Source organism: Tolypothrix sp. VBCCA 56010, assembly GCF_050875635.1.
GTDB lineage: Bacteria > Cyanobacteriota > Cyanobacteriia > Cyanobacteriales > Nostocaceae > Hassallia.
The window spans coordinates 1-26,361 of sequence record NZ_JBPAOH010000109.1 but is presented as its reverse complement, the minus strand read 5'-3'; the positions used below and the strand labels follow the sequence as shown (position 1 = coordinate 26,361).

Here is a 26,361-nt window from a genome sequence, read left to right as displayed (position 1 = left end):
AAACTCCGAGTTCGGAACACGAAACTTTAAGCTTTTAACTGGGAATGTCTTGTTCTACACTTAAACACCAATGCCCCATGCCCCATGCCCCATGCCCCATGCCCAATTCCCAAAAAAAGAAAATCTGCACAAAGGTAGATGTAAAAATAATTTAAGTAAGTAGCATGAAAAATAATGGCTATAACCGTTTGTAACGAAAGAAATACCGAACTGTCCCGCCTTAGATAGATGCAGTTAAACAAAGCTCAATGTTAAAAGGCAACCGCTTGCATCTGCATGATATACCTCTGACATTTTCACCCAAGGTTATTGGAAAAATTGCCAGTGCGATCGCACTTACTTGTGTGATAGGCTGGTTAATCGTTGAAGGTCAACGTCAAAAACAGTATGATGCGGCGTTTGCAGTGTCAATGTTTGCCATCATCGTTATTGTCAGTTTCGTCGTTTTGATTTGGCAAAATGCAGCGTTAATTGAACAGCTGAGTAAAGAACGCGATCGCGCAATCGAAGCGTTGAAACAAAACGAACAAAAATTGATGGGTTTCGTAGATGCTAACGTCATCGGCATTCTTTTTGGCGACATTTACGGGGGTATCCTACAGGCAAATGATGAATTTTTGCGGATTATCGGCTACACGCGAGAGGATTTAGCATCCGGAAGGATAGATTGGATTGACATCACACCCCCAGAATATCTGCATCTGGATGAAATTGCGATCGCCGAGGCAAAATTAACCGGTGCTTGTACCCCTTATGAAAAAGAATACATTCGTCCGGATAATAGCCGCGTTTCGGTTGTAATTGGTTTCACTTTGCTGGGAGAAAAACGCGAACAATCAGTAGCTTTTATTTTAGACTTGAGCGATCGCACTCTTGCAGAAGCCGCGTTACGTCGCAGCGAAGAAAGATTTCGCTTGGCTATTGATAATATCCCCGATGTGTTTGGTATATATGATGCCGAATTGCGATTGCAGTTTGTCAACGCTGCGGGTTTGCAACGCACTAATAAATCACTAGAAGAAATCAAAGGACGCACTGACGAGGAAATTTTTCCACCGTCCATTACAAACGCTTATTTACCAACTTTAAAAAAAGCACTTCAAACGCGCACCTTACAAACCGTAGAAGCCACAATAAATTTACCTGATTATGTCAGTACTACACTCATCAAATATGTGCCAATCCTTGATGATAAAGGTGAAATTTACCAGATTCTCGGCGTAACTGACGACATCACCGTTCGCAAGCGTGCCGAAGAAGTTCTGCAAAATCAGCAAAAATGGCTAGAAGATGCTGTAAACTTAATGCCAACACCTTTGCTGTTTATCGAACCAAAAACCGCACGGGTAACTTTCGCCAATCGCGCTGCTGACGAATTAGCTGGAGGTAAATTTCCTTTAGCTGAATGCGTGGAAGATTATTACACAACTTATTACAGCACAGATGCGGCAGGAAATCCGATTGAGAACGAACAAGCACCTGGGGTAAGAGTTGCTCGTGGCGAACGTCTCGATGGGGTAGAGTTGAACTGGCACACGCCTGAAGGAATCCGTTCTCTGCTAATATATGCAGATACTCTGCCCGCAATGCATGGTATTCCAGCTACCTGCGTTTTGACATTTCAAGACATCACCAACCTCAAAAGGGTAGAAAAAGCGCTTTCATTAGGTTATAAAAGGCTTCAGCTTTTATTTGGCACGGCAAGCGATTTACTATCGAGCCAAGAACCAGTAACATTGCTCGATGGCTTATTCCAAAAACTTGCCGAGCAAATTAGTTTAGATGCTTATTTTAACTATTTAGTTGAAGAAAACGAATTAGTCTTGCGGCTAGCTTCTTATAGTGGTATTTCTGAGGAACTTGCTAAAGATATTGAGTGGCTGGAGTTTGGGCAAGCGGTGTGGGGTACAGTTGCAATGGAACGACGTGCAATTGCTTTAGAGAATGTGCAACAATCAACGGATGTGAAAACAGAACTGATTCGCGCTGTTGGCATTACCGCGTATTATAGTTATCCGTTGATAGCGCGGGGACGAGTTTTAGGTACACTTTCCTTTGCCAGTCGCAGTAAAGATAGCTTTACCCAAAATGAAATTGGGATGATGCAAGCGGTTTGCGACCAGATAGCGATCGCAATCGAAAGAGCAAGCTTGATTGCTTCTTTGCAACAGCAAACAGAGCAACTTACAGAAGCAAATCGGATGAAAGATGAGTTTCTGGCAATATTATCGCATGAATTGCGATCGCCTCTCAACGCCATTCTCGGTTGGGCACAGATGCTACGTTCTTCACGCAAGCTTACCGAAACTCAAACCGCTAAAGCTTTAGAGACAATCGAGCGCAACGCTAGAGCACAAACACAACTAATTGAAGACTTGTTAGATATCTCGCGGATGATTAGAGGCAAATTGCGTCTTAACGTCCGCAGTTGCGATTTAGTGCCGATTATTGAATCTGCACTCGATTCTGTACGTCTAGCGGCTGATGCAAAAGAAATTCATATCGAAACTTCAATTAACCGAAATACTGAACCAATCCTCGGCGATTCTGGACGCTTGCAGCAAATTATTTGGAATCTACTATCGAACGCAATTAAGTTTACACCCCAAGGCGGGCGCGTGCAAGTCGGTTTGCAACGAATTAATTTACATGTGGAAATTACGGTAAGCGACACAGGCATTGGTATCAAACCGGAATTTATACCTTATGTTTTTGATCGCTTTCGTCAAGCAGATAGTTCCAGCACCAGATCCCACGGCGGATTAGGATTAGGCTTATCAATCGTCCGTCATTTAGTAGAACTACATGGTGGTACTGTTTATGTAGAAAGTGCTGGTGAAGGCAAAGGCACCAAATTCACTCTTATGCTGCCACTACTCAACGCCAAACTCGGACAAACAAACACACGGAACAACTCTTCTCCTCCCCCCCTCTCCCCCTCTCCCCCTCTCCCCCTCCCCTCCCTAAGAGGTGTCCGCGTGCTAGTGGTAGACGACGAAGTTGATATTCGTGACTTTATCACCACCGTCCTCGAACAGTGCGCTGCCGAAGTTCAGGCGGTTGCATCAGTGCAGGAAGCCCTAGAAATTATAGCACACTCTCAACCAGATGTTTTAATTAGCGATATCGGAATGCCAGAAGAAGACGGTTACTCATTGATTCGCAAAGTGCGATCGCAACCCCCAGACAAAGGCGGAAATATTCCCGCAGCAGCCCTGACAGCTTATGCTAGAGCAGAAGATAGAATGCGAGCCATACAATCCGGTTATCAGCTACATTTACCTAAACCTGTTGAGCCGGCTGAGTTAGCAACAGTAGTCGCAAGTCTTGTTAGACACACATAAAGAAAGTGAACTACCCCACCGCTAGTTTTGTAGAAGCAATTCATGAATTGCTTCTACGCTCATTCACGCCCAATTCAGCAACGCCAAAAATTGTAAATTAAAATATAATTTGTTAAGTTTCTTAACTAGTCCAAGCGTTTCTAGAACACCAATTCATTAATGCCAAAAACCCAGTTTATATTGCTATTTCGTTAATTATATCATGTCCTTAGTTGGGACACATTTTCTAGAGACGTTTTGATGGAACGTCTTTACAACTATTAATTCAACGGACATAATATTAAACGATAATAAATCGGGTTTTTTTGCCACGATGCATGAATACTGAAGATTTTAGATATTAGGCGATGAACTTGTCAAATGTTACTTGTTCCGTATGCCTAGGGTTGTGCAGATAACTCAGGGTGCATATTTTTATGCAAATCAAACTACTAAATAAATAGTATTTTGATTGAAGCATTTAATATGATAAGCATAACAAACACATTAGCACCAACAGCCGTTGAATCACCAGAGCTAAATAATGCTAATTTGAAAACAAAACAACTAGATTTTTTACAAAAAGTAATTGAAGGCTTACAAGATGGCATCTTAATCTTGACGGAGATAGGAGAAATCGTTCATGCTAACGCATCTGCGAGAAGCATTTGTAGTCAAATAAGTCAAGGCATTTCTCAGGCTAACTTTGTACCACCAGCAATTTGGCATCATTGCAAATCGTTAATTGATTGGAGTTTATTTCCCAACCAACACATCATTCTCTCTGATGAGATTGTGCTTAATAAGTTGAATATTTTTCGCTTGCGGGTAAGATGGCTAGATGTAGATCCGTTACAACGTCCTTGCTTGTTAGTGACAATCGAAAATAAATGTGAGACGTTAAAAAATGTAGCGATCGCTGAAGTCAAAAAATACGACTTAACACGACGAGAAGCTGAAATTTGGCTTCTTTATCGCTGCAACTACAGCTACAAAGAAATCGCCGGACAGCTTTATATTAGCCTGAATACGGTCAAGAAGCACATGAAAAACATTCACGCCAAGCGACAAGCAAATATTCACACCCAGAACTAAGGAAATTCGACAATCTGAATTGATTAGTGAAATGTAATTATTCACTGCTTTGTTAACAGTTTCACGAATCAATTAAGATTGATATATTTGCAATGCCAAAAAAAATAACTTCACACTTAACCCCTCTGCGCTTGTATGAGGGGTTTTGCCGCAATTGTAGGTAATGCAGCAAACATTAAATTAGATACTGATATATTTATATACAAATTTATTGTTATAAAAGCGATAATTACAATTAATTACAATCAAGTAATTTTTCATACAAACATATTGATCGCTAGTAGCGCTATGAGTGCGATCGCACTCTTAATCATCAATTGCCTTCAGTGGGGAACAAGTAGTTAATTAAAAAAGTCATTAATCATTATTTACTATTTAATAATAAATATTTTTCCCCTGAATAAATCCAGGGGTACTAGTATGTAATCAGATAATTTTTAATTGGAACTGAAAGATTTACTGAGAAAAATTAAGGTTTTTTTTGCAATTCAATTAGTGTATTGTAAACTTCATCTTTTAATTTTTGATTACTTTGTAAGTCTCTAGTAATCTTGTTAAAATTATCAATGCTGAGACCATTCTGTTCAACTATTTGTTGCGAGCTATTACAATAATTTACCGCAATATCTCGCGCCTTGTTTGGCAAACCGTTGAGGCTGTTGGGGTTGCTACAAACAATCTGGGGAACTTCCCCGCCACCAATAAGTTTTTTAATTCCCTCAAATGCTCGGCTTCGCTCTGGCTCCATCGCTAAGACAGCTTTAGCATAATTTCTAATTTCAGTTGGAGTTTGGGCATCAACTTGGTAACTGAAAGCAAAAGCGCTAGAAGCGAGACCCACAGCGGCTATAGCGCCAAATAAAAACGATTTTTCAAGCATTAGTTGCTTTCTCGATCCAAAAAAGAAATAGGAAATAATTTTCATATGCAGTCTGACACAGAAACACAGTAGGGATATCTTAAGAACTTTGAATTATTTTATAACTTAGAAGTTCCAAGAAAAGGATAATCTATTGTCAGCTTTATCGGTATAACTGACAAAGTTCGATAACTTTAGTTTGCAGTGTTGATATCTCGGAAGCTCCTTGCTTGAGACTAACTTCTAACTCTAATAGTACGGGTAAAGTAGAAATAAGTTGTGGTAAAGAAACAGACTTTATTTCTTGCTGTAAAAAGTAAATGCGCTTGGGATTGCCTATCTCAGCAGCTTGAGCGATCGCTTGTTGATTTCGCTCTCCACTTTCAATCATAATTTTTACCCACAACCATGTGCGAAATCGACTAATCAGTGTAGCCACTATCCGCAAACCAGGTTCAGAAGCATTCATCAAATCCGCTAAGGTTGTTAAAGCTTTTGCCGTATCTCCCATAATGATTGCATCCGCCAATTGAAAGCTGTTGTGTGTGGTGTTTCTGACTAGCCGAGCAACTATGTCAACCTCTAAAGGTTGATTGCTGCCTTCAGTATAAAGTCGTAACTTCTCCAACTCATTGTATAACAGACGTGTATCATTACCTACAGACTCAGCTAAAAGTTCCGCACATTTGGGACTCAGCTTCACACCAACGATTTCAGCCCCGCTGAGTACTGATTGGACGAGCAATTCCGTCTTCCAAGTTGGTATCAGCGGAAATTCTCGGAATTCTTTAGCATATTGTTTCAGTAATTTTGTCGATTTCAGGCGTTCATCTGGTTTATTGCGACTAGTGAGCAATAAAAATGAATCTTCCGGAATTACTGGCAGCGTTCTCTGTAATTCTGTTAATACATTCTCTGGGCAGTTCTGACTGATAGTAGTATTCATCAACCATACCAAGCGTCCGCCAGCCCCGAAAATTGGTGTCATAACTTGATTTAGCGCTATTATCGCCGCATCGGGTTGATCTGGGGAAATAGAAGTGTAGTTAAAACCGATCCAATTGGGATCGAGGATGCGATCGCGTAAAAGAGCGATCGCCTTTTCTATGGAAAAATCATCCTCACCCCAGTAAACGTAAACTGGCATAGAGCAACCTCAACTAAAAATATCATCGCTTCTAAGCGTGCTGTGAAAAGCTAAATACTTTTTAAATCACGATAAATTTCCCTAAAATCAATAAACGTGAGCGCGGGAGGCATTAAAGATTGGACGACAACTATCAAACTTACTTAAATCGGGTAGCAAGAATGACGCTGCCAGAAGCTTATAGATCCCAAATCCAGCATATCCAGGAATCATCTAAGTTTCAGCCGCATGTTGAGGGAGCTAGACTTGCTGTACCCTTTCCTGGGTATACGATAATTACCCCCCCGTGGGAGGATGAATCGGAAAACTCTGCTTTCTATACCAAATTACAAACTTACCAACACCAACTGTTGCAGCTGCCAAAAAACGGTAATTTGATTGTTCCCGTACCTTCTAGCAGCTTTCATCTAACTTTGGCAGATTTAATTTGGGACGATGCTTACCGCGATGCCTGCGAAAAAAATCCCGAATTTGAACAAGAGTTACGCTCTTGCATTGCCCAAATCTTTCAGCAATATCAACAATCCATCACAAAGGGAAATAATCTGATTTGCTGGCAGATGTTAGGACTAATTGTAATGCCAAGAGCTATAGGTGTTTGTTTAGTACCCCAGGATGAAAGCTGCTACGAGCAGATTATTAACTTTCGTAGGACAATTTATCAAAATCCCCAGCTAGTTGCTTTAGGCATTGAACAGCATTATCACTTTACAGCACACATTACATTAGGCTATTTTGGCGAGATATCGCCCGATTTAGACCGCACAAGCTTAAGTACAATGCTTTCTGAATTAAATCAACAATGGTTGGGAAATTCACCCGAATTTTTGATAAATCGTGCCGAATTGCGAAAGTTTGACGACATGACGCGCTATTATCGCCAACCAGACTCGCCGATTTTAGTTATTAGTCGGGGATAGTATTTAGAGACAAGGGGACAAGGGAGACAAGGGGACGAGGGAGACAAGGAGACAAGGAGACAAGGAGAATAATTTTTTCCCCCCTCCCCCCCTCTCCCCCTCTCCCCATCCCCCCATCCCCCCCTCTCCCCATTACCCATTACCCAGCTTTAGGAATTGCATACTCTAAAATATTTAAAACTCTTCCACTTAAATTTGTCTTCTTATATTCTCTAATAATTTTGCCACCAAGCTTTTCAGGAATTCGACGACTGGGAATATTTGCTTTATCAGCACAATAGACAAGATATTGAAAATCTAAGTTTTCCTCAGCCCATGTTTTCAGGGCGATGATAGTCTCTAATCCATAACCTTTGCCATGTGCTGATTTCTTCAACCAAATACCCAGTTCTGGCTGATTACTATTTATTTGGTGGATTCCCGTACAACCCAAAAAGTTGAAAGAATTATTCTTTAAAATAACAAGTACAAGATTTTCACCTTTTTTTATTTCGCTGAGTGAGTTATTAATAAAATCTTCTGTCTCGGAAATATGTTTCGGAGGTTTGGTATACATATAAGTAGTAATTTCTTGATTAAATTCTTGAAAAATATCCTCTTGATATTTCATAGATATAGTTTTTAATAATAAACGACTTGTAGATATTTCTAAGTCTAATAGTTCCATATTTTCTCTTTTTATTGCCTGATGTTATTGAGTTTACTAATCGATAAAATCATTTATACGCGAGTATAAGATGATGTAAATTTTACTTTAAAAAATTTCAGTATTGCATTTTACCAAATCATGCTAGACATTCATCGAATCTTCAAAAAGAAAAAGTCATCAATCAGCTAAAGTTTTGTTAAGATGCAAATGTTAGTAGTTTCTTAACGAAAAACATCAATCAGGATGTGAAGAAAGAAATAGCACTAACACGCATAGACTTCGGAAGATAAAGCAATGAACACCTACATTTTTTTTAACGACGCCCTCCAAATGCTTGTCAACGCTTACTTAGTATCAGCTGTACTGCTAATCGCAGCTTCTGGTATTGGGTTAGCAGTCATCGAAACGATTGAAAAATCAGGTCAACGCTAACCCCAACCTCAGTTGTAGACTTGTTTTCCACATCTTTTAGGTGCAGGTGTTCAATACTGAGAATTCTTGGGAACACTAAAAGCACTAAGGTCAAATGAGTTATTTAAATTACCTAATTATTACGTAAAGAACAGGTAACGACATCACTACTAAGACCTAAATGATGGAGCAAACTACAATGGGTTTAGTCAAGAAAATGTTTAGCGCACATACTCAAGTCCAAGAAGCATTCAGTCCAGCAGAAGCCTTTGCTGCTATTACTCTAGCGGCGATCGCCTCCGACGGTTATCTTTCTGAAGAACAAACAAGAGAGTTCACGGCTACTCTGTCTCGGATGAAGCTTTTCAGAAGTTATCCCAATGATGTAATGAACAGGCTGTTTGACAAACTCCTGGGAATTCTCCAGCGGGATGGTATCAATACTTTATTTGATACAGCTAAAGAATCTCTGCCCCCCGATTTACGGGAAGCGGCTTTTGCGGTAACGGCGGATATAATATTAGCCTCGGGTATCTTTACTGAAGAAGAAAATAGTTTTTTAAACGATTTATATCAAGCTTTAGGTATATCAAGGGACATTGCCATACAAGTTATGCAGGTGATGATGATAAAAAATCGGGGATAAAGATAGAAAATCATACCATTTTGGATTTTGGATTTTGGATTTTGCGAAAAGTTTGAGCGGAGGTTTCCTCCGTAGACGCTTTGCGGCAAGCCGCAGGCATCAAAGCTTTTAAAGACGGATTGTAAAGTTGTTGGTATGCAAGCGTTTCAACAATCCATTTGTCGCAATCATTTTTGAAAGTGGTATCAGTTATAACTTATAAACTAAGTGTGCCAAAGGAGCGATCGCTTCTTTGGCTTTGTTTTTGGCGTGGAGTGGGGGAGTGGGGAGACAAACAGACAAGGAGAAACAATTTGACCTAAGTGTTGATAGTTTAAAAATGTTTACCTCGGTAGTTTATATTTTCCTCCAAATAATTATAGGATTTAGAAGTTTTTGTCCTCACGCCACTTCCGGAAGGAGTATTTCTCTCCAGAAGTTAATAAACGTATCGTTTGGAATACAAAAGTAGTAATATGCCCTGTTCTGTGACCTTAACTCAACTGGTTGAAGTTCTTTCTGCCCAGCCTGTAAACTTATCTGAAGCTGCGTTAACACAATTGGGTAGCGCCATTCAAACGGATACCCGTTTTTTGCAACCGGGTGAAGTATTTGTGGCTTTACGAGGGGAAAAGTTTGATGGACACGAGTTTGTACCAATGGCGATCGCCAAAAATGCAATCGCGGCGATCGTTGATTTTGAATACGAAAATCCGGGATTTCCTGTCTTGCAGGTAAAAGATACCCTCAAAGCATATCAACAAATCGCTTCTTGGTGGCGCGATCGCTTTCAAATTCCTGTAATTGGGGTAACAGGTTCTGTAGGTAAAACTACCACCAAGGAACTGATCGCCGCTGTTTTAGGAACCCGTGGACGAGTTCACAAAACTTATGGAAATTACAATAATGAAATCGGTGTCCCAAAAACTCTTCTAGAACTAAGTTCAGAACATGATTATGCCGTGATTGAAATGGCGATGCGCGGTAAAGGACAAATCGCCGAACTGACAGAAATTGCCCGTCCAACGATTGCTGTAATTACCAATGTGGGAACGGCACATATTGAGTTACTCGGTTCCACGGAAGCGATCGCCGAAGCAAAATGTGAGTTATTAGCGCAAATGCCGTCATCTGGTGTAGCAATTCTCAATCACGATAATCCGTTATTAATGGCAACGGCAGCGAAATTTTGGCAAGGCGAAACTTTGACTTATGGCTTGTCTGGGGGCGATATCCACGGGCTTTTAATTGATAACCAAACTGTGAAAGTGGGGGAAATCCAACTTCCTTTACCTTTACCCGGTCGCCACAATGCAACTAATTTCATGGCAGCTTTGGCAGTGGCGCAGGTTGTAGGTATTGATTGGTCATGCTTGAAAGCGGGTGTTGTGGTTGATATGCCGTCCGGGCGATCGCAACGTTTTGCTTTGCCCAATGATGTGATAATATTAGATGAAACATACAATGCTGCACCAGAAGCTATGATGGCAGCACTGCAATTATTAGCAGATACACCCGGAAAGCGTAAAATTGCCGTATTGGGTGCAATGAAAGAATTAGGAGAGCGATCGCACTCCTTACACTCCTCAGTAGGAGAAATGGTGCGAAAGCTGAATTTAGACAGTTTGCTAGTCTTAGTTGACGGACAAGATGCAGAAGCGATCGCCCATTACGCCAAAGGTATTCCATCCGAGTGCTTTGCAACTCATGCCGATTTGCTTGCTCGATTGAAAGAGTTTGTCACAGAAGGCGATCGTTTACTTTTCAAAGCCGCACATTCCGTAGGTTTGGATCGCGTTGTCAATCAGTTTCGTGCCGAATTTAGTAATTGATACTAAGTACAAATTTGCGTAAAATCATAGCCTTTTAAACGCAGAGTTTTTTGGAATTTAATTGGTTACTTTCTTTGTGCAAAGCTGTACTTAGTTGCTGGTCAATGAGCCAATTCTGAACTGCTGTACCTAGCTGCGACTAAAGCGCGATCGCCTAATTTAAGCCTGACCCAACTTTTTCCCGTTGCTCAAATAACTTGACGAAGCCAAGATTCGCTTTCCATCCGCTTGGCGATAGGATGTTTTGTCGTTGATCCAGGCTTAGATGTATCACGATGCCATCCTTGCCAAGTTTGGGCAGCGAGTTGAGAAAACTCACCTCGCACTTGGAACCAGGTCGGATTATCTTCTCTACTCGATAGGCTACAGAGCAAATCTAAAACTTTCTCGGAGGTGTGGTTACTCATTGGATTCAATTTACCTTTGTTTAATTCAGTTAACTGATCTTCTTCCTTGAAGACCCTGCTAAGTCCTTCCTTAGTGCTGAAGTTGCCAAGCTTCTTTGAACACCTCGAAATATTGAAGAGGGCATCACAAATCCGACGGTTCAAGCCTAAATATACAGACCCCTTAAGTGCCTTTAAAAAACACTCTAAAGCATTGGTCGGGTCATTTTGAATTAAGAGCAAATATTCTCCATCAAGCAAAGAAATTTCTGAGAGAACTGCTTGGCAAAAATTATGACTGTGACCAACTGTTAAATCAGTTTTAGCAAGTTGATCGGCAAATTTGGATGCCTGTTTTGGCAAATTATCATCTCCAAGTCTGACCCAAACTCGTCCTGCTAAAGCTAGCCATCGAGACACTCGCTGAGTTAAACCAATACGTGATGCATAGTGGGCTGCTCTGAGAAAATATTCTGCGGCTTTTTCCAGCGTATTTCTCTCATCGCAAAGGTAGAACTCTATCCGCGCAACATTCCCATAAATTTCAGATAAAGCTTGATAAATATCCAAACCAGGATCTTTGTAACAAGATCCTGGTTTAATTGCATCTCTAATTTTACTGTCCCATGCTTCTAATCCAAGCCACTTGCTCCTCTTGCTGGATTCAAATAAATCTGGGTTATGCCCGCAGGAAAGCTCATATAAATAGACTTCTGACTGAATTAGAGCCTGGATAGGAACAAGTTCTTCTTTTACTTTCTCGTCTTCCTCAAGGACTTGTTTCATTTCTTGAATAAGCAATCGTGCGTTACTTATATTGCCTTGAGCATTGGATAGTCTTAGCTCTAATCGTTTTGCGAGAAAATAGCAGCGGTAGAAGTTGAGTCGATATGAAAAGTAAATCTTTTCCTTGGGAATTTTCTTCAATTCATCCCTAGCTGTATCAGCAATCCTCTTAATTTCGGCAGAATTGCACTCGTCACCAAGAAATTGAAATTTTTGAAAAGCTTTTCTTGCTTTAGTTAATTGCGTTCTCAACCCACAGAGAGCTTTAAATGCTGAATTGTAGATTTCTAAGTCGAGTTCATCAGTCCAGTTTTTATCTGCTAACCACGACTTTGCAGCAGAGACTATCGCTTGCAGAATACTGATCATTGAGTCCCGATCAACCCAAATCCCCTGATAATGTTGTTGATTTCCCAGAATTACCGTTGTTTCAACTAAAGAATCAATATTGCTATCCAGGCTTTTTGTTAATAGGGTGATTTTAGCTACCTCCTTAGTCAAGCCCATGTGTAGGCTACAAGCACCGATAGCATTCTCCACCATTGTGTTGCTAGAGGTATACATCCATTCAAGAAATTCGCTCTTTTTGTCATCATGGCTAAAGCTACAAGTTACTACAGCCATAATTACTGGACTAAGGGAGTCAAGAGACTGTACCTCTAGTTGCGTTGTTAAGCAGACACCTGGATTCTTCAGAGCGTACTCTGCCTGATTAGCAATCTTTACGTACTTATCGTATACCGAACTATATTCTGCTTCTTTACTAATAGACTGGGATAAAATTTGAAATTCTAACTTTTCAACTCTCAGATGAAGCTTGGCTGGATTTTTGGGCATTTGCTCTTTGATGGCAATGCTAAGGAACAGTCCAATCGCTTCTTGCTGGGTAAAATTTGTCTTACCTCCAGCTTTAAGTCTTTTCCAGGTTCGTTGTAGCTTCTCAGTTACTTCCAGTCTCAGTTTTAAGCCCAAGGTTGGGTAAGATTTTTGTAGGTTCTCAATCAAGTACTCTAGAAAATCATTCTTTTGATGCTCAGAATACTCCCCAAAAAGCTTTTTACTTGCAATTGCAATCTTATTACTGGCGATCGCTAAGAATTCTTGGGTTGTGGGCAGAAAATCTTCATAATCCAAAAACTCAAGCAATGCAACTACTTGAGCAACTTGAAAAAACCTTTCTCGGGTTACTCTAAGAATACTAGTGTTCTCTGGCAAGAAACCAGCAGACTCCAGTAGTTCGTCAGCTCCAATCTCTCCCAATAACTTTCGTAGTTCGTCAGGATTAGATTCTATTTCTTCTCTTGTTTTTTTACCCTCTGTTTTTGATTTATTTTTGGATATCCTACGGCTTTGAAGACTGTTGCACAGTTCGATCAAGCTTTTACGGTCAATCGGCAACCGTTGTTTCTTGTCTTTATTCAAAAAATTAATCACAACTGGTCGGCTAATACCCATCCCTTCTGAGAGTTCCACCTGCGTTGCTCCCATTTTGTCTAAGAAGAAGTGGAGCATGTCCCGTAGTTCTTCTTGATTTTCAGTGCTTTCTTTGTTCATAGCTTTTATTCTACGCATCGCCTACATGTAAATCATATTGACATTAAAATGCTACGCCTGTTAAGTTTTTGTGGTTGCTTATACAAAATTTTGCTAATCATAGCTTTTTTAAATAGCATACTTTACACAATCTTCAAAAATAATCGAATTATGTAGCATATGTTACAGTAACTCAAAAACAAAAAGTGTTTTTATAATTTACATGTACTTGATATTAACAGTGTATGAATAATTTATGCCTCCCAAAGTGGTAGAGCAAATTCTCGGCTCGTGCGAACAACAGATAGCTAGATTTCAACAAGCTAATAACACTGGACTGATAGAAATTCAATGCAGCCTTAGTCAAGGTCACTATAAAGTCGAGTGTCGCTGTGGAGATTTTCAAAATTTCCTGATTTCGCCAAAAGATTTAGCTGTCTGGAAAACGACTCCCCTGTCTAGACAGCGGGAAGACCTAAAAACCGTGGAACAGGTTCTAGCTAAACTCGATAGCGCATTGTTTGAGACGTTTTGTTTACAGCAAGGTTATGCGACTATTGTGATACGGCATCGTGGACACGACAGTCGATACGGGTTTGAGTTTTCGCCATCAATAATCCACGGAATAAAGCGTTGTTGATCTTAGAGGTGATGACAGCACAGCTCCACCTCATGAATTTTTGAAATGAATCTCGTGTGAGAGTGATTCTGAACAACTTAATAAATTTCTGCTAACACATCATCAAATCGATGGGAATAACCACGACGGATGCTGCTGAAGCTTCAGCTTCGCACATCCGTTTTTTGGTTTTTGATAACTAACAAAACAAATTAATCACTTGGAGAGGAAAAAATGAATCTATCAAACCACAAATTTAAGTATTTTGCCTATTTAGCTTTGCTAACCACCCTTTTAGCCGTGCTAGTAAAGTTTGACGGAACTGTTACTGTACAAGTTACGCCTTTAGGCTTACGAATGGAAGTGAACAATCATTCTGCGGAGTGTCTACTTGACCCGCAACTACCAAATATCCAGCGTAAGCTGCTTGACCAGGAATTAGCTTAATACAGGATTTCATAAGTTCGCAACAGTGTTACTCACTTGACTTTAGAAACGCTACGAACTTATAAAATGCTGTAAAAGCAAATTCAAAAGCAAAAGACTTCTCTAGAAAGCATTTCAGCCTGCTAGTTTTTAGATAAATCAACAGTTCAATAGCAATCAGTGCTGGTGCTTGAAAGCCTTTCTTCATAGGCTTTCTCAAATTACTTTGCCCTTGATATCAGCTCAATAGTTCTACTTCTTGTTCAAGGTGTGCAATTGAGTTTTTGTCAACTTCAGACAAATTTAATCACCTACAGTCCATATTGGAGTTCATTGCCATGACAACAAATCAGTATAGTCGTCTATTCAAATTGACTGTTAAGTTCCTCAAATATTTCTTGTTAGGAATATTTGGGTTGGCGATCGCCTACATTCTATCAATGAGTTTTGGGGCTTTGAATTTTGTCGCAGTGCTGCTGCCTTTTGCAGGAAATTGGTTTTCTAAGCTGGGAATTCTCCTGTTGTGTTTGATGACAACAACAATAATCATAGAATCCCTACGTTAAATTTGGCTGAGTGCGATCGCTCCCTTGCTAGACTTATAGAGGAAAAAGCGGGCGATCGCTTATCATTCCCAGACAAATTTATCTGTGATTCGATTTCCCTACCCAAAACTGCTGCAACGACTGAAAAAGTTTCACAAACTTTTCTTCCAACCAAAGCAACGCTGCATCAAGCCATGCTAAAATTTGCTCTAAAGGATGCTTTTCATACCCGATTGATGTTGCTTTAGTTTCTATCCAATCGGGTTTAGCCTCAATTTCAGTTGTTTGCAAACGCTGCTTTTGAGCAACTTCCCCTTTGCTACTTTGAACCTGGGAAATCTTCGATTCAGTTGATTTTATCGCAGCGACTTTTCCAGATGCTTTTTCAGTTATAGTTAAATCGGTAGTTGGTTTTTGCCGTTTTACCAATTTGGAAGCTGGTTTTTTGGGGATATTTTGGTAACTATTAAGCCAGTTTTGTAGATACCCTGGTGATTGATTGGCAGGTAAAGCCGGATTTGCTGTTTGTGCAACTTCTTCCTGAACCGATTCAAAATCGCCAAACAAATCATCCCAACTCAGCCAAGGATCTGCGACTAAATCTTGGTTTTGCGATTGACGGCTAACAGGTAAAGCTTGAGAAACATTACTTGCTGCTGGGGATGCGTCGAGTTTTTTACCAGTGCGTTGTCCAAAAAAGTAATTTACCGCAGCTTCGATTATTGCTTTAATTCGCAAGCGATCGCTTTGAATCTCTTCACCAGGAACTGTTAATTCTTTCCCGTAAAGAAATATGTTTAACTGAGTTTGGGCAACTTTAATAATTTCCCGGCTGCGTTGTTGTACAGCTAATGTAGCGCGAGACAGCGGAGTTAAAGCGTTTGATTCTAACTTCGCCACAGATGTATCAAGAAATGCTAGCACTTCCTCAGACTTAACTAAAGCTTGTGTTTCCGTTTGTTCGGGTAACGCAGGCGTTATAATACCATTACCTGTTAACTTTGTCAACAAGCGTTCAATTTCTGGTAAGACTTCTGTTTCTTGTTTTTCTGTAGCTAACCGCCAATAATGCCAGTAATCTGCAATTTCGCCAATAATTCTATCTTGTAATTTTTCTTGTTGCTGGCGTGTTAAAATGTCGAGAATTTCATTCTCGGCGGTGACGAGTACCAAATTGCGATTTTCTAACTGGCTGGCTATTCCCCGCACTGTAGGAGTGTCTGTAACTGTTGAAGAGTAAGTCAGACTGGATGTGTTGGGTTGATTTGGAAAAAATTTAAACTGCCAAAACGCCAAGAAGTTTTTACTTACATTCTCCTTGTCTCCCTGTCTCCCTGTCTCCTTGTCTTCTAACGCTTGTAACACTCGTTGAATTGGAGTATCAGCGGTTGGAGGAGTTTCTAGTTGAGAATGGATATTATTTGCTTCTAAATGTAGCCTGTTTTGCGGCGCTTGGGGGTGCAGTTGTTTACCGACAGATTCGACTGCTTGTTGCACCAATATAACTACTGAATAAAGCAGTGCTTGTAATGACCATTTTGTAGCGACTTGCAGATGGCGAAAAGTGCTATGCAAGCGATCGCCCAAACGCCGCGATTGCCGATGGACAAAGTTAAATAGTCTGCTTTGATAACGATTGGAGGAAGCAGAAGGCATAGTGATGAACTTTTATTGAGGGCTTTGTTATTTATTGGACTTGCGTCAAACAATAAAACGACAAGCTGTTAAATATAGTAATTGCCATCATCTTAGCGAAAATATGACCCCTCCTGTACTGTCCCATACTAAATTGATTGTCCAAGCAATTGAGGAATTGCGCTCTTGTTGTCAAGTAAATGTTCAGTCTACCTGGCTGTGTAGTGAAGCTGATTTGGCTGTTGCGGATATTACGGCATCTAATTTGTCTGTTTGGACACCTGTTGAGTTGAATGATAAAGGACATGTTGCTTGGGGTGGGGGGCGAAAAGTGTTATGGTTGGCGCAAAAGTTGATAGTTCCCCAGAATTTACAAGGCTATCCTTTGGCTGGTTTGTGTTTGCGGTTGGCGTTGACTTGGTGGGCGGATTCTGCTGAGGTTTATGTGAATGGTGAGTTGGCGGTTGAGGGTGATTTGTTTGATTGTTCGCCGAGGGTGTTACTTAGTCGTGAGGTGATGCCGGGGGAGGAGTTTGTTGTTGCTGTACGGTTGACAAGTCCGGGACATTGTGATGGGGCTTTGATGCGATCGCTTTTGGTGTATGAGTCTGATAATAATTTAGATCCGGGTTTTTTGGCTGATGAGTTTTCTGTGTTGTTGTATTTTTTGGAAAGGTTTGCGCCGGATAAGTTGGGTGTTTTGGCAAAGGTAACGAACCGCGAAGAAGCGAAGGACACGAAGGAAGAGGAGGGAGAGGTTGAAAGAAGGCTGTTTTGTCTTAGAGAAAACCTCATTCAATCCAAAATCGAGAATCTAAAATCTAAAATCTATTTGTTGGGTCATGCTCATTTGGATTTAGCATGGTTATGGCGGGTAAGTGAAACTTGGAGGGTGGCAGAAAGTACTTTTGAGTCGGTTTTGAGGTTGCAGTCGGATTTTCCGGAGTTGATTTTTTGTCATTCGACTCCAGCGCTTTATGCTTGGGTTGAAGAATATCGTCCTGATTTGTTTGCGAAGATTCGTCATGCTGTTGCGGCTGGACGTTGGGAGGTTTTGGGGGGGTTTTGGGTTGAACCGGAACTTAATTTGATTTCGGGTGAAGCGATCGCTCGTCAGTTACTATATGGTCAGCGCTATGTGTTGGAAAAGTTTGGCAAGGTTTCGACTATAGTTTGGGTTCCGGATAGTTTTGGTTTCTGTGCAACTTTACCGCAGTTTTTGGCTTTGGCTGGAATTGAATTTTTTGTAACTCAGAAGTTGCGCTGGAATGATACGACTAAGTTTGATTATGGCGCTTTTTGGTGGCGATCGCCTGATGGTAGTGAAGTGTTCAGTTACATGTCTGCGCTTATCGGCGAAGGCATCGACCCGATTAAAATGGCATCATATGCTTGTGAATGGCAAATTCAAACTAATTTAAAAGATTGTCTCTGGCTTCCCGGTGTCGGCGACCACGGCGGCGGTCCGACTCGTGATATGTTAGAAACTGCCCGACGCTTTTCAAAATCACCTTTCTTCCCCCAGTTAGAATTCACGACAGCAGAAAAGTATTTGCAGCAGATTAAGGAGACAGGGGGACAGGGGGACAGGGGGACAGGGGGATGGGGAGACAAGGAGACAGGAGGACAAGGAGACAAGGAGAATAATTCTTCTTTCCCCCCATCCCCCCCTCTCCCCCTCCCCCCCTCTCCCCCTCTCTTCTTCCCTACTTGGAATGACGAACTTTATCTAGAATTCCATCGCGGATGCTATACCACTCACGCTGATCAAAAACGTTGGAATCGCCGTTGTGAAGGTTTGTTGTACGAAGCTGAACTTTTTGCGGCTTTGGCGACAATCATCTGTAAAGCTACGTATCCGAAAGCGGAGATAGAAGCAGCTTGGAAAAAGGTGTTATTTAACCAGTTTCACGATATTTTGCCCGGTTCTTCGATTCCGGAAGTTTATACGGATGCACTTCCTACTTGGCAGGAAGTGGAAGAAGTTGGATCGAAGATATTGCAAAATTCATTGAGTGCGATCGCATCTCACATTACTCTACCTGAACCACCACACCCTGACTGTTTACCCATTTTCGTCTTTAACTCCCTTAATTGGCAGCGTTCTCAGGTAGTTGTTGTTGATTTACCTGATTCTTTCCCAGACGCTTGCGTATACAATTTAGCTGGTGTTGCTTTGCCTTGTCAACTTAGGGAACCGTCTGAGCTTATTTTCGTTGCTGGGGATATCCCCTCTCTTGGCTATCGCATTTTTTGGCTCTGTCCTGCTAACCCTAAAAATGGTCATAGCAGGGCACATCATGATGATAGCAAAACGGGTTTGCAAAAGCAAGAACATTTTTACCCAAAAAGATTGACTTTAGAAAATGAGTTTTTGAGAGTCATTGTTGATCAAGAAAATGGTGATTTATCGAGTATTTTTGACAAGGTTAATCATCGAGAAGTTCTTTCTCAAGCAGGTGGTAATCAATTGCAAGCTTTTCAAGATAGCGGACAATATTGGGATGCTTGGAATATCGATCCAAATTATGCCCAGCATCCTCTACCACCAACGCAGCTTAAATCTATTCAATGGTTAGAACAAGGTTTAGTCCAAAATCGCTTGCGGGTGGTGCGTCAAATAGGACAATCTGAATTTTGTCAAGATTATATCTTACAAGCTGGTTCACCCCTGCTCAAAATTGCCACCACTGTTAATTGGCAAGAAAGTCAAGTTTTGGTGAAAGCTGCTTTTCCTCTGAATGTGAAAGCTGATTTTGCTACCTTTGAAATTCCTTGTGGTGCAATTCGCCGCCCAACCAAACGCGAAACTCCAGCAGAACAAGCAAAATGGGAAGTTCCGGCTTTACGTTGGGCTGATTTAACTGAGGAACAAGATAAATGTATTTATGGTGTAAGTTTGCTGAACGATTGTAAATATGGTTATGATAGTCAACCGCAGCAATTACGCTTAACACTATTACGCAGTCCGAAATGGCCCGACCCAGAAGCTGACCGAGGCTTTCATGAATTTACTTATGCCTTGTATCCCCACGCTGGTAGTTGGGAATCTGCTCATACGGTAAGACGCGGGTATGAATTGAATACCCCATTGCAAGTTGTCTTAAACCCAGCCAGAAGTGCAAATTCAAAACTCAGCGCGGCTGAAAGCATGAGTTTCTTGAATTTATCAGCAAAGAATTTGATTTTAATGGCGTTTAAGCAAGGCGAAGATGACCAACAGTGGATTCTCCGGTGTTATGAATGCCACGGAGAAACCGCTGAGTTAACTTTGATAAGCGATTTGAAGTTAAGTTTGGCAGATTCAGTGGATTTATTGGAACGCTATTTGTCCACCGCTGAATCGTCATCTCATAGCATAAAGCCTTGGAAAATCTTGAGCTTCAAAGTTATTTCTGGACTTTGATGTGTTCGTAGTAAGCGCTGAAGCGCTGCTTTATGTACAGCGCTTCAGCGCCGACTACAATTAAGATTCTAATCTTCGTGGTCTTCAAAAGGATCGCTTAATTGCTTGCTTGGAGGACCAAAAGAAGTATAAATCGCTGCTATAGTGATGGCGATCACCCCAGCACATACAGAAATGATAAGAACTGTTGCGGGTTCCATAATCAAAAAATAAATTATGAGTGCTATTCTTATAGAATATTACAGAAGATTAAAAAAAGATGAGTGCAACTCTAATTTTAAGGTGAACTATGGCACAACGGACTAGGTTGGGAGATGTCCTCAGACCATTGAACTCTGAGTATGGTAAAGTAGCCCCTGGTTGGGGTACCACACCTGTGATGGCTGTTTTTATGCTGTTATTTTTCGTGTTTTTGCTGATTATTCTCCAAGTTTACAACTCCTCACTACTAATTCAGGATGTAAATGTAGATTGGCGGAGTTTAGGCAGCTAAGGAATGCGACATGACAAAGCTTGCACTACGCAAGCGATCGCACCCCCGGCTTGTCCGGGTTTTTTTATAATTGGTTATTAGTGGGCATTGGGCATTGGGCATTGGGCAATGGGCAATGAACATTGGTAATAAAAGATGCTTTCCATGCCCGATGCCCGATACCCGATGCCCCACTATCCACTTACGTTTAAAGGATGAAAAATCATGAATATATTTGGTATTGGTTTGCCAGAAATGGGTCTAATTATGGTAGTAGCGCTGTTAATCTTTGGACCCAAGAAGCTGCCAGAAATTGGTCGTAGTATGGGTAAGGCAATTCGCGGCTTTCAAGAAGCTTCTTCGGAGTTTCAAAATGAGTTTAAGCAGGAAGCTGAAAAATTACAAGAAGCTGTGAAAACTACTGCTGAACTTGAACCGAAGCAACTTGAAGCGTCTTCAACACAGAAGGATACTGCTAGTTCTTCACAACAAAGCTAAAGGCAAAATGACAGAAGCTGTGACGATGGTAATTCCCCAACTAATTGTCGGTTTGGGGAATCCGGAACCTAAGTACGATAAAACACGCCATAATATCGGCTTTGCTGCTGTGGATGCGCTATCTCGTTCTTGGAAGATTCCTTTGGCAGAAAATCGCAAGTTTCAGGGTGAATACGGCGAAGGAATTGCACCAAATAGAGAAAAAATCCGGTTGCTGAAGCCACTTACTTATATGAATCTCTCCGGACAGTCGATGCAAGCGGTGATAAGTTGGTACAAATTGCCGCCTGAGTCGGTGCTGGTGATTTATGATGATATGGATTTACCTTTAGGAAAAACTCGCTTGCGCTTATCTGGTTCCGCTGGGGGACATAATGGAATGAAAAGCGCGATCGCTCATCTTGGCACTCAAAACTTTCCCCGTGTGCGAATCGGCATTGGTAAACCGAAAAATGCTGCTAGTACAGATAATTCTGATAGTGTATCCCATGTGCTGGGGCGATTTTCTGCCAGCGAAACTAAATTGATGTCTGAGGTTCTCGAATTCGTGGTTGAGTGTGTAGAACTCACCCTAAAGCAAGGAGTAGAAAAGGCGATGAATCGCTGCAATAGCTATACTATCAGCAATTTGTGAATCTTGAGTTATTAATAGTAGGTTGAGCGCCATCCAACAAAAATTTTCAAGTGTTGGGTTTGTTCCTCAAACGCCAGTCACTTCAACGAAGGAAATTTTTCAGGGGGCGCTAATCCAACCTATATAACTATGACTTACTTTATTTAACCATATTTACATGCTTAAAATTTATTGTTGTACATCGCTCGGTTCAACGCACTCACACCCCTTTGAAGGGGTGCGATCGCGCTCTTTTTGTTTAAAAATGATTAAAAATGCGCTGTGGCTTGTTTAACAAAATGTTATCAAGCAACCCCAGCACAAAATAGGTTTATTTAAAACGGCGTTTGCGTCTAGCTGCTACTGCTTTACGTTTCCGCTTTTCTATGGGTGTTTCAAAGTGGCGATGATACTTGACATCGGCTAAGATTCCAGCTTTGGAAACCTGGCGTTTAAAGCGACGTAGAGCCGAATCTATGCCTTCGTTGTCTCCTAAAACCACTTGGGTCATTCTGACTAGTTCCTCATTATGAATAATTTCCATTGTAATAGTAGCCTCAATTTTATTGAAACTGCTTTTTTCATAATGATGATTAGACACAATTTATTGCGCCCAAGTCAGTTTTATGCACTTACTGGTAGTAAAATTACTACTCAGTTAGATATCAGTCTTTGTCGGATGTGGGAGAAAATCTACTTTAATCCTCAATTGGTGATTCTTCTCCACCGATTATGTCTTCTTTTATGATATCAGTCTCTTGGTCAAATGTTTCGATGGCAAGAGCCAGTTGATAAAGATGGCGACGGGGTAAGGATGTAACTTTTGCTAACTGACGGCTAGCTTGCGATCGCGATATTCCTTGACTGATAATCGCGATTAATTCTGCTTTTAGTTCGGCTTCTGTTAGTTGCGGTTTGTCGGGTGGAGTTCCTGCCACTACTAAGGTATACTCGCCAATTGGTTCGCGATTTTGATAATGGGCGATCGCTTCGCCAATTGTAAAGCGCAAAAATTCTTCATGTAACTTTGTTAACTCCCGCGCCAACACGATTTGGCGATTACTTCCGAAACTTTCTGCTAAATTTTGTAAAGTATCTTGCAATCGGTGCGGCGATTCGTAGAAAATCATAGTGCGAGATTCTGTCTGTAGAGATTCTAAATGTTCTTGCCGTTGTTGAGCTTTTGTCGGCAAAAAACCTTCAAAGACAAATCTATCTGTAGGCAACCCCGCTGCACTCAAAGCTGTAATTGCAGCACTAGCACCAGGAATTGGTACTACTGCTATCTTCGCGTCAATACAAGCTTTCACCAATTCATAGCCCGGATCGGAAATTAGGGGGATACCTGCATCTGTGACTAGAGCGATCGCTTTCTCATTCTTTAAATGCTCTAGTAATTCCGGGATGCGACTTTGACGATTATGCTCGTGGTAACTTACCTGGGGTGTCTTAACTTGAAAATGTTGTAACAGTTTACCAGTATGGCGGGTGTCTTCTGCCGCAATTATATCTACAGTTTGCAAAATTCGCACCGCCCGAAAAGTCATATCTTCCAGATTGCCAATTGGTGTCCCGACGATGTAAAGTGTTCCTGGTTTAGGATCGGTTTGCATTATTCATTTCTTTGGTTGATGGTTGATGGGCATTGGGCATTGGGCATGGGGCATTGGGCATGGGGCATTGGGCATGGGGCATTGGGCATTGGGTAAAATTCCTCTCCCCCTGCTTCCCCTGCTTCCCCTACCTCCCCTGCCCCCTTGTCCCCTTGTCCCCTTGTCGGGTGTTGGGTGTCAAAAAATATTAATTATTTGGGATTTGGGATTGCTATATTTCTGTCATAAGGTAATAAAGGTTCCAAATCTTTGCAAAAACTTGGCTTGCCTTTTTTGAAGTCATTAAGCTCGTATTTATAAAGCATCCCGTGTTTGGCAAAGACTAAATTACCCAAAAAATCCCAAGTTACCCAGTCTACATTAGAATCAAGCAGTTTAGGATACTCGTCTATAGTAAACTTAAAAGTGTATCCATGTGGAGCAAAATATCCTTGATAATACATTCTTAGTGTCGGATGTTTTTTAGTTGGTTGATAATACCAACCATCATCGCCAAGGCATTCTACAATATACTTTTTAGAATTCTCAACTTTTCTATCCTCCCCATAATTTTCTCCGCTTCTCTTCCAGCCATCGCGCTCTAAACGAGGATATAATACACCTAAATCTTCTCCCCCAAACTGAGAATTTAAGTTACCCAGTTTAAAAGGAATGCTTTTATTGGGTTCAGCCCACCTACCATTTAATAATAGTTCTTTTTCAGTTTTCCAATAACCACCTCCAAACCAAGTTCCACAGTTTTCTCCTTCGAGGTAGGTTTTCAACCAAGGTAACTGACAAACTCCATTCCAAGTGTTACCTTTTGCACCCATAGCTAAATAAACCATCCATTGTCCATCAAAAGAGATATCACATCTTTTTGGATATAATTTACCTTTAAACCAAGAACCGTATTCTAGGTTATCGTTTTGTGTATTCCAACGAATTATATGAAAAATTTTTGATGGCTTTCGTCGGATTACAGCAACATAGGGTGAACCTTTAGCTGGTAATAGATGTATTCTAGCTGGAATTTCCATCAACTTAAGTTTTCGATTTCCCCGATCGCTTAACTACTAACATTAACTAATGACTAATTGTGGCTTATTTGTCGGTTTAGTAACTTTGGATTTGATTTACCTTGCCGAGTCTGCCCCGAAGAATAATCAGAAAATTGTTGCTGCTGATTATACTGTAGCAGCAGGGGGACCTGCAACGAATGCGGCAGTTACTTTCGGTTATTTAGGTAATGATGCTACGGTGTTGGGAATGCTGGGTTCTCACCCGATGACGCAGTTAATAAAAGGGGATTTAGAAGCATTAAAAGTAGCGATCGCTGACCTTGACAACAACGCTATTGAGCCACCCCCCGTCTCTTCAATTATTGTCACGAAATCTACAGGCGATCGCGCTGTAGTTTCAATTAATGCTGTGAAAGCTCAAGCAAACCGCGAATCTATTCCACCAGATATTTTACAAAATGTCGATATTGTGCTGATAGATGGACATCAAATGAAAGTTGGTAAAGCGATCGCCCAAATTGCTAAATCTGAGAATATCCCAGTTGTAATTGATGGTGGTAGCTGGAAACCTGGTTTTGAGGAACTTTTACCTTTTGTAGATTACGCGATTTGTTCAGCTAATTTTTATCCTCCTGGTTGCCACACAAGTCAAGAAGTTTTTGCATATCTTAATAAAATTAATATTCCCTACATTGCCATTACCCACGGGGAAAAACCAATAGAATACCTCTGGGAAGGAAAAACTCAGACCATCGTTGTACCAAAGATTCAACCTCTTGATACACTAGGAGCCGGAGATATTTTTCACGGTGCTTTCTGTAATTATATTTTACGAGAAAGTTTTGCCGATGCACTTGCACAGGCGGCTAATATCGCTGCTTATTCATGTCAATTTTTTGGTACACGTCGCTGGATGAATTCACGTTAAGAATCGTGTATATTTACGTAATTATTTATAAAAGAGAAATAAATGAAAGACATACAAGAAATATTAGCGATCGCTTGTTCTGTTGGTTGGGGGGCGGCAGATATACTACAATCTTATTACCACGGAACTGCAAAAAACTTCGATTTAGAAGTGCAATATAAGCAAAATGAGCCTGTAACTGTTGCAGATGTAGCTGTGAGTCAATACATTTTAGAGAAGCTACAAGCGAGTTTGGGTAATGAAGATTTTGGTTATATTAGCGAAGAAACTTATAAAGTGCAAGCAGCACTGACTCAAGAATTAGTATGGATAATCGATCCTTTAGATGGTACGCGAGATTTTATCCAAAAAACTGGTGAATATGCGGTTCACATCGCTTTAGTGAAAGAAAAACGCCCAATTTTAGCAGTAGTAGCTGTGCCGGAAGCCGAAAAATTGTATTATGCAATAAAAGGTAGCGGTGCATTTGTAGAAACACGCCAACGTCAAAGTAAAAAAATACAGGTTTCATCACGCGAAAACATCCAAGATTTAACAATAGTTGTCAGTCGCAGTCACCGCAATGAAAGATTAGATTATTTGCTGCAAAAACTGCCTTTTGCTAATCAGAAAGCTGTTGGTAGTGTCGGTTGTAAAATCGCTACCATCGTTGAACAAAACGCAGATGTTTATATCTCCCTTTCGGGAAAATCTGCACCCAAAGATTGGGATATAGCTGCCCCAGAATTGATTCTCACAGAAGCTGGTGGAAAGTACACCCACTTCGACGGTACACCATTGCAATATAACACAGGTGATATTAATCAATGGGGTGGTTTGCTAGCAAGCAACGGTCAATTTCATGAAGAACTTTGCCAACAAGCTGAAACAATTTTAGCAGAATTTGATAAATTGAAAAACTGATTATTATAGCCAATTTGAAAATGCAACATCTCATTTATAGCAATTCTCGGTTACGTGAGGTACACCCGTAGGGGCACGGCAGTGCCGTGCCCCTACACGCGACGATATAATGTTGTACCGCATCTGAATGGGAACT

26 protein-coding genes are annotated in these 26,361 nt (G+C 40.9%); 15 read left to right on the top strand and 11 right to left on the bottom strand.

The annotated features are described in order from the left end of the window. The first annotated feature begins 248 nt into the window (after positions 1 to 248). Both AABK37_RS28595 and AABK37_RS28590 read left to right on the top strand, forming a co-directional pair. Positions 249 to 3,344, top strand: coding sequence for an ATP-binding protein (locus AABK37_RS28595; protein ID WP_432554878.1), 3,096 nt, complete (start codon positions 249 to 251; stop codon positions 3,342 to 3,344). A gap of 465 nt (positions 3,345 to 3,809) precedes the next feature. Beyond that, positions 3,810 to 4,418 (top strand): helix-turn-helix transcriptional regulator, encoded by a 609-nt coding sequence (locus AABK37_RS28590; RefSeq protein WP_432554877.1) that lies wholly within the window; start codon positions 3,810 to 3,812, stop codon positions 4,416 to 4,418. Between the two features lie 469 nt (positions 4,419 to 4,887). Here the strand turns inward: AABK37_RS28590 and AABK37_RS28585 are convergent, their stop codons facing one another. After that, positions 4,888 to 5,298, bottom strand: a complete 411-nt coding sequence (locus AABK37_RS28585; protein WP_432554876.1) for a DUF4168 domain-containing protein — start codon at positions 5,296 to 5,298, stop codon at positions 4,888 to 4,890. Positions 5,299 to 5,440: 142 nt separating this feature from the next. Then, complete coding sequence (gene holA / locus AABK37_RS28580) at positions 5,441 to 6,424, bottom strand: DNA polymerase III subunit delta (RefSeq protein WP_432554875.1); 984 nt, start codon at positions 6,422 to 6,424, stop codon at positions 5,441 to 5,443. Positions 6,425 to 6,543: 119 nt separating this feature from the next. Between holA and AABK37_RS28575 the strand changes: the two genes are divergently transcribed. Then, on the top strand, positions 6,544 to 7,344 hold the full coding sequence (locus AABK37_RS28575; protein WP_432554874.1) for a DUF1868 domain-containing protein: 801 nt from the start codon (positions 6,544 to 6,546) through the stop codon (positions 7,342 to 7,344). Here AABK37_RS28575 and AABK37_RS28570 read toward each other — a convergent pair. Continuing rightward, a complete protein-coding gene (locus tag AABK37_RS28570; RefSeq protein WP_432554873.1) occupies positions 7,331 to 7,477 on the bottom strand; it encodes a hypothetical protein in 147 nt (48 codons plus the stop codon). The genes AABK37_RS28575 and AABK37_RS28570 overlap by 14 nt on opposite strands. Positions 7,478 to 7,483: 6 nt before the next feature. After that, positions 7,484 to 8,011, bottom strand: coding sequence for a GNAT family N-acetyltransferase (locus AABK37_RS28565; protein ID WP_432554872.1), 528 nt, complete (start codon positions 8,009 to 8,011; stop codon positions 7,484 to 7,486). 276 nt (positions 8,012 to 8,287) lie between these two features. Here AABK37_RS28565 and AABK37_RS28560 point away from each other — a divergent pair, with 276 nt between their 5' ends. The 3 genes from AABK37_RS28560 to AABK37_RS28550 all read left to right on the top strand — a co-directional run bounded on the left by AABK37_RS28560 (position 8,288) and on the right by AABK37_RS28550 (position 10,861). Further along, positions 8,288 to 8,425: a hypothetical protein gene (locus AABK37_RS28560; RefSeq protein ID WP_200819334.1), complete on the top strand. Its 138-nt coding sequence runs from the start codon at positions 8,288 to 8,290 to the stop codon at positions 8,423 to 8,425. Between the two features lie 178 nt (positions 8,426 to 8,603). Next, positions 8,604 to 9,050 (top strand): tellurite resistance TerB family protein, encoded by a 447-nt coding sequence (locus AABK37_RS28555; RefSeq protein ID WP_432554879.1) that lies wholly within the window; start codon positions 8,604 to 8,606, stop codon positions 9,048 to 9,050. Positions 9,051 to 9,505: 455 nt separating this feature from the next. Beyond that, complete coding sequence (locus AABK37_RS28550) at positions 9,506 to 10,861, top strand: UDP-N-acetylmuramoyl-tripeptide--D-alanyl-D-alanine ligase (protein ID WP_432554871.1); 1,356 nt, start codon at positions 9,506 to 9,508, stop codon at positions 10,859 to 10,861. A 188-nt stretch (positions 10,862 to 11,049) separates the two neighbouring features. Here AABK37_RS28550 and AABK37_RS28545 read toward each other — a convergent pair whose 3' ends face one another. Beyond that, entirely contained in the window at positions 11,050 to 13,587 is a 2,538-nt protein-coding gene (locus AABK37_RS28545) for a hypothetical protein (protein ID WP_432554870.1), read from the bottom strand. Between the two features lie 235 nt (positions 13,588 to 13,822). Here AABK37_RS28545 and AABK37_RS28540 point away from each other — a divergent pair, with 235 nt between their 5' ends. The 3 genes from AABK37_RS28540 (at position 13,823) to AABK37_RS28530 (ending at position 15,177) form a co-directional block, all read left to right on the top strand. Then, complete coding sequence (locus AABK37_RS28540) at positions 13,823 to 14,206, top strand: hypothetical protein (RefSeq protein ID WP_432554869.1); 384 nt, start codon at positions 13,823 to 13,825, stop codon at positions 14,204 to 14,206. Between the two features lie 213 nt (positions 14,207 to 14,419). Continuing rightward, positions 14,420 to 14,632 (top strand): hypothetical protein, encoded by a 213-nt coding sequence (locus AABK37_RS28535; RefSeq protein ID WP_432554868.1) that lies wholly within the window; start codon positions 14,420 to 14,422, stop codon positions 14,630 to 14,632. A 317-nt stretch (positions 14,633 to 14,949) separates the two neighbouring features. Continuing rightward, positions 14,950 to 15,177 carry a hypothetical protein gene (locus AABK37_RS28530; RefSeq protein WP_432554867.1) on the top strand — a complete coding sequence of 76 codons (228 nt, stop codon included), beginning with the start codon at positions 14,950 to 14,952 and terminating at the stop codon, positions 15,175 to 15,177. A gap of 78 nt (positions 15,178 to 15,255) precedes the next feature. On the opposite strand, the gene AABK37_RS28525 is transcribed toward AABK37_RS28530, so the two are convergent. Next, complete coding sequence (locus AABK37_RS28525) at positions 15,256 to 16,812, bottom strand: hypothetical protein (RefSeq protein WP_432554866.1); 1,557 nt, start codon at positions 16,810 to 16,812, stop codon at positions 15,256 to 15,258. 103 nt (positions 16,813 to 16,915) lie between these two features. Between AABK37_RS28525 and AABK37_RS28520 the strand changes: the two genes are divergently transcribed. After that, on the top strand, positions 16,916 to 20,197 hold the full coding sequence (locus tag AABK37_RS28520; RefSeq protein ID WP_432554865.1) for an alpha-mannosidase: 3,282 nt from the start codon (positions 16,916 to 16,918) through the stop codon (positions 20,195 to 20,197). Between the two features lie 68 nt (positions 20,198 to 20,265). Here AABK37_RS28520 and psbN read toward each other — a convergent pair whose 3' ends face one another. Next, positions 20,266 to 20,397 carry a photosystem II reaction center protein PsbN gene (gene psbN / locus AABK37_RS28515; RefSeq protein WP_432554864.1) on the bottom strand — a complete coding sequence of 44 codons (132 nt, stop codon included), beginning with the start codon at positions 20,395 to 20,397 and terminating at the stop codon, positions 20,266 to 20,268. An 89-nt stretch (positions 20,398 to 20,486) separates the two neighbouring features. Here psbN and psbH point away from each other — a divergent pair, with 89 nt between their 5' ends. Continuing rightward, positions 20,487 to 20,690 (top strand): photosystem II reaction center phosphoprotein PsbH, encoded by a 204-nt coding sequence (psbH, locus tag AABK37_RS28510; RefSeq protein WP_432554863.1) that lies wholly within the window; start codon positions 20,487 to 20,489, stop codon positions 20,688 to 20,690. Here psbH and AABK37_RS28505 read toward each other — a convergent pair. Beyond that, the gene (locus AABK37_RS28505) at positions 20,679 to 20,864 is read right to left on the bottom strand and encodes a hypothetical protein (protein WP_432554862.1); all 186 of its coding nucleotides are present in this window, start codon (positions 20,862 to 20,864) and stop codon (positions 20,679 to 20,681) included. The genes psbH and AABK37_RS28505 overlap by 12 nt on opposite strands. A gap of 30 nt (positions 20,865 to 20,894) precedes the next feature. Here AABK37_RS28505 and AABK37_RS28500 point away from each other — a divergent pair, with 30 nt between their 5' ends. Both AABK37_RS28500 and pth read left to right on the top strand, forming a co-directional pair. Next, positions 20,895 to 21,167, top strand: a complete 273-nt coding sequence (locus tag AABK37_RS28500; RefSeq protein WP_432554861.1) for a TatA/E family twin arginine-targeting protein translocase — start codon at positions 20,895 to 20,897, stop codon at positions 21,165 to 21,167. Between the two features lie 7 nt (positions 21,168 to 21,174). After that, a complete protein-coding gene (pth, locus tag AABK37_RS28495; protein ID WP_432554860.1) occupies positions 21,175 to 21,801 on the top strand; it encodes an aminoacyl-tRNA hydrolase in 627 nt (208 codons plus the stop codon). Between the two features lie 310 nt (positions 21,802 to 22,111). Here pth and rpsU read toward each other — a convergent pair whose 3' ends face one another. The 3 genes from rpsU to AABK37_RS28480 all read right to left on the bottom strand — a co-directional run bounded on the left by rpsU (position 22,112) and on the right by AABK37_RS28480 (position 24,415). Next, positions 22,112 to 22,291 carry a 30S ribosomal protein S21 gene (gene rpsU / locus AABK37_RS28490; RefSeq protein WP_029637478.1) on the bottom strand — a complete coding sequence of 60 codons (180 nt, stop codon included), beginning with the start codon at positions 22,289 to 22,291 and terminating at the stop codon, positions 22,112 to 22,114. Between the two features lie 187 nt (positions 22,292 to 22,478). Beyond that, complete coding sequence (rsmI, locus tag AABK37_RS28485) at positions 22,479 to 23,393, bottom strand: 16S rRNA (cytidine(1402)-2'-O)-methyltransferase (RefSeq protein WP_432554859.1); 915 nt, start codon at positions 23,391 to 23,393, stop codon at positions 22,479 to 22,481. Between the two features lie 191 nt (positions 23,394 to 23,584). Next, the gene (locus AABK37_RS28480; protein ID WP_432554858.1) at positions 23,585 to 24,415 is read right to left on the bottom strand and encodes a hypothetical protein; all 831 of its coding nucleotides are present in this window, start codon (positions 24,413 to 24,415) and stop codon (positions 23,585 to 23,587) included. 46 nt (positions 24,416 to 24,461) lie between these two features. Here AABK37_RS28480 and AABK37_RS28475 point away from each other — a divergent pair, with 46 nt between their 5' ends. Beyond that, positions 24,462 to 25,322 (top strand): sugar kinase, encoded by an 861-nt coding sequence (locus tag AABK37_RS28475; RefSeq protein ID WP_432554857.1) that lies wholly within the window; start codon positions 24,462 to 24,464, stop codon positions 25,320 to 25,322. A gap of 42 nt (positions 25,323 to 25,364) precedes the next feature. Continuing rightward, entirely contained in the window at positions 25,365 to 26,225 is an 861-nt protein-coding gene (locus AABK37_RS28470; protein WP_432554856.1) for a 3'(2'),5'-bisphosphate nucleotidase CysQ family protein, read from the top strand. The last annotated feature ends 136 nt before the right edge of the window (positions 26,226 to 26,361 follow it).

Coding starts and splice junctions, on each gene's coding strand:
- AABK37_RS28595 (WP_432554878.1), top strand. CDS start 249: ATGTTAAAAGGCAACCGCTTGCATCTGCATGATATACCTCTGACATTT.
- AABK37_RS28590 (WP_432554877.1), top strand. CDS start 3,810: ATGATAAGCATAACAAACACATTAGCACCAACAGCCGTTGAATCACCA.
- AABK37_RS28585 (WP_432554876.1), bottom strand. CDS start 5,298: ATGCTTGAAAAATCGTTTTTATTTGGCGCTATAGCCGCTGTGGGTCTC.
- holA (WP_432554875.1), bottom strand. CDS start 6,424: ATGCCAGTTTACGTTTACTGGGGTGAGGATGATTTTTCCATAGAAAAG.
- AABK37_RS28570 (WP_432554873.1), bottom strand. CDS start 7,477: ATGGGGAGAGGGGGGGATGGGGGGATGGGGAGAGGGGGAGAGGGGGGG.
- AABK37_RS28565 (WP_432554872.1), bottom strand. CDS start 8,011: ATGGAACTATTAGACTTAGAAATATCTACAAGTCGTTTATTATTAAAA.
- AABK37_RS28560 (WP_200819334.1), top strand. CDS start 8,288: ATGAACACCTACATTTTTTTTAACGACGCCCTCCAAATGCTTGTCAAC.
- AABK37_RS28555 (WP_432554879.1), top strand. CDS start 8,604: ATGGGTTTAGTCAAGAAAATGTTTAGCGCACATACTCAAGTCCAAGAA.
- AABK37_RS28550 (WP_432554871.1), top strand. CDS start 9,506: ATGCCCTGTTCTGTGACCTTAACTCAACTGGTTGAAGTTCTTTCTGCC.
- AABK37_RS28545 (WP_432554870.1), bottom strand. CDS start 13,587: ATGAACAAAGAAAGCACTGAAAATCAAGAAGAACTACGGGACATGCTC.
- AABK37_RS28540 (WP_432554869.1), top strand. CDS start 13,823: ATGCCTCCCAAAGTGGTAGAGCAAATTCTCGGCTCGTGCGAACAACAG.
- AABK37_RS28535 (WP_432554868.1), top strand. CDS start 14,420: ATGAATCTATCAAACCACAAATTTAAGTATTTTGCCTATTTAGCTTTG.
- AABK37_RS28530 (WP_432554867.1), top strand. CDS start 14,950: ATGACAACAAATCAGTATAGTCGTCTATTCAAATTGACTGTTAAGTTC.
- AABK37_RS28525 (WP_432554866.1), bottom strand. CDS start 16,812: ATGCCTTCTGCTTCCTCCAATCGTTATCAAAGCAGACTATTTAACTTT.
- AABK37_RS28520 (WP_432554865.1), top strand. CDS start 16,916: ATGACCCCTCCTGTACTGTCCCATACTAAATTGATTGTCCAAGCAATT.
- psbN (WP_432554864.1), bottom strand. CDS start 20,397: ATGGAACCCGCAACAGTTCTTATCATTTCTGTATGTGCTGGGGTGATC.
- psbH (WP_432554863.1), top strand. CDS start 20,487: ATGGCACAACGGACTAGGTTGGGAGATGTCCTCAGACCATTGAACTCT.
- AABK37_RS28500 (WP_432554861.1), top strand. CDS start 20,895: ATGAATATATTTGGTATTGGTTTGCCAGAAATGGGTCTAATTATGGTA.
- pth (WP_432554860.1), top strand. CDS start 21,175: ATGACAGAAGCTGTGACGATGGTAATTCCCCAACTAATTGTCGGTTTG.
- rpsU (WP_029637478.1), bottom strand. CDS start 22,291: ATGACCCAAGTGGTTTTAGGAGACAACGAAGGCATAGATTCGGCTCTA.
- rsmI (WP_432554859.1), bottom strand. CDS start 23,393: ATGCAAACCGATCCTAAACCAGGAACACTTTACATCGTCGGGACACCA.
- AABK37_RS28475 (WP_432554857.1), top strand. CDS start 24,462: ATGACTAATTGTGGCTTATTTGTCGGTTTAGTAACTTTGGATTTGATT.
- AABK37_RS28470 (WP_432554856.1), top strand. CDS start 25,365: ATGAAAGACATACAAGAAATATTAGCGATCGCTTGTTCTGTTGGTTGG.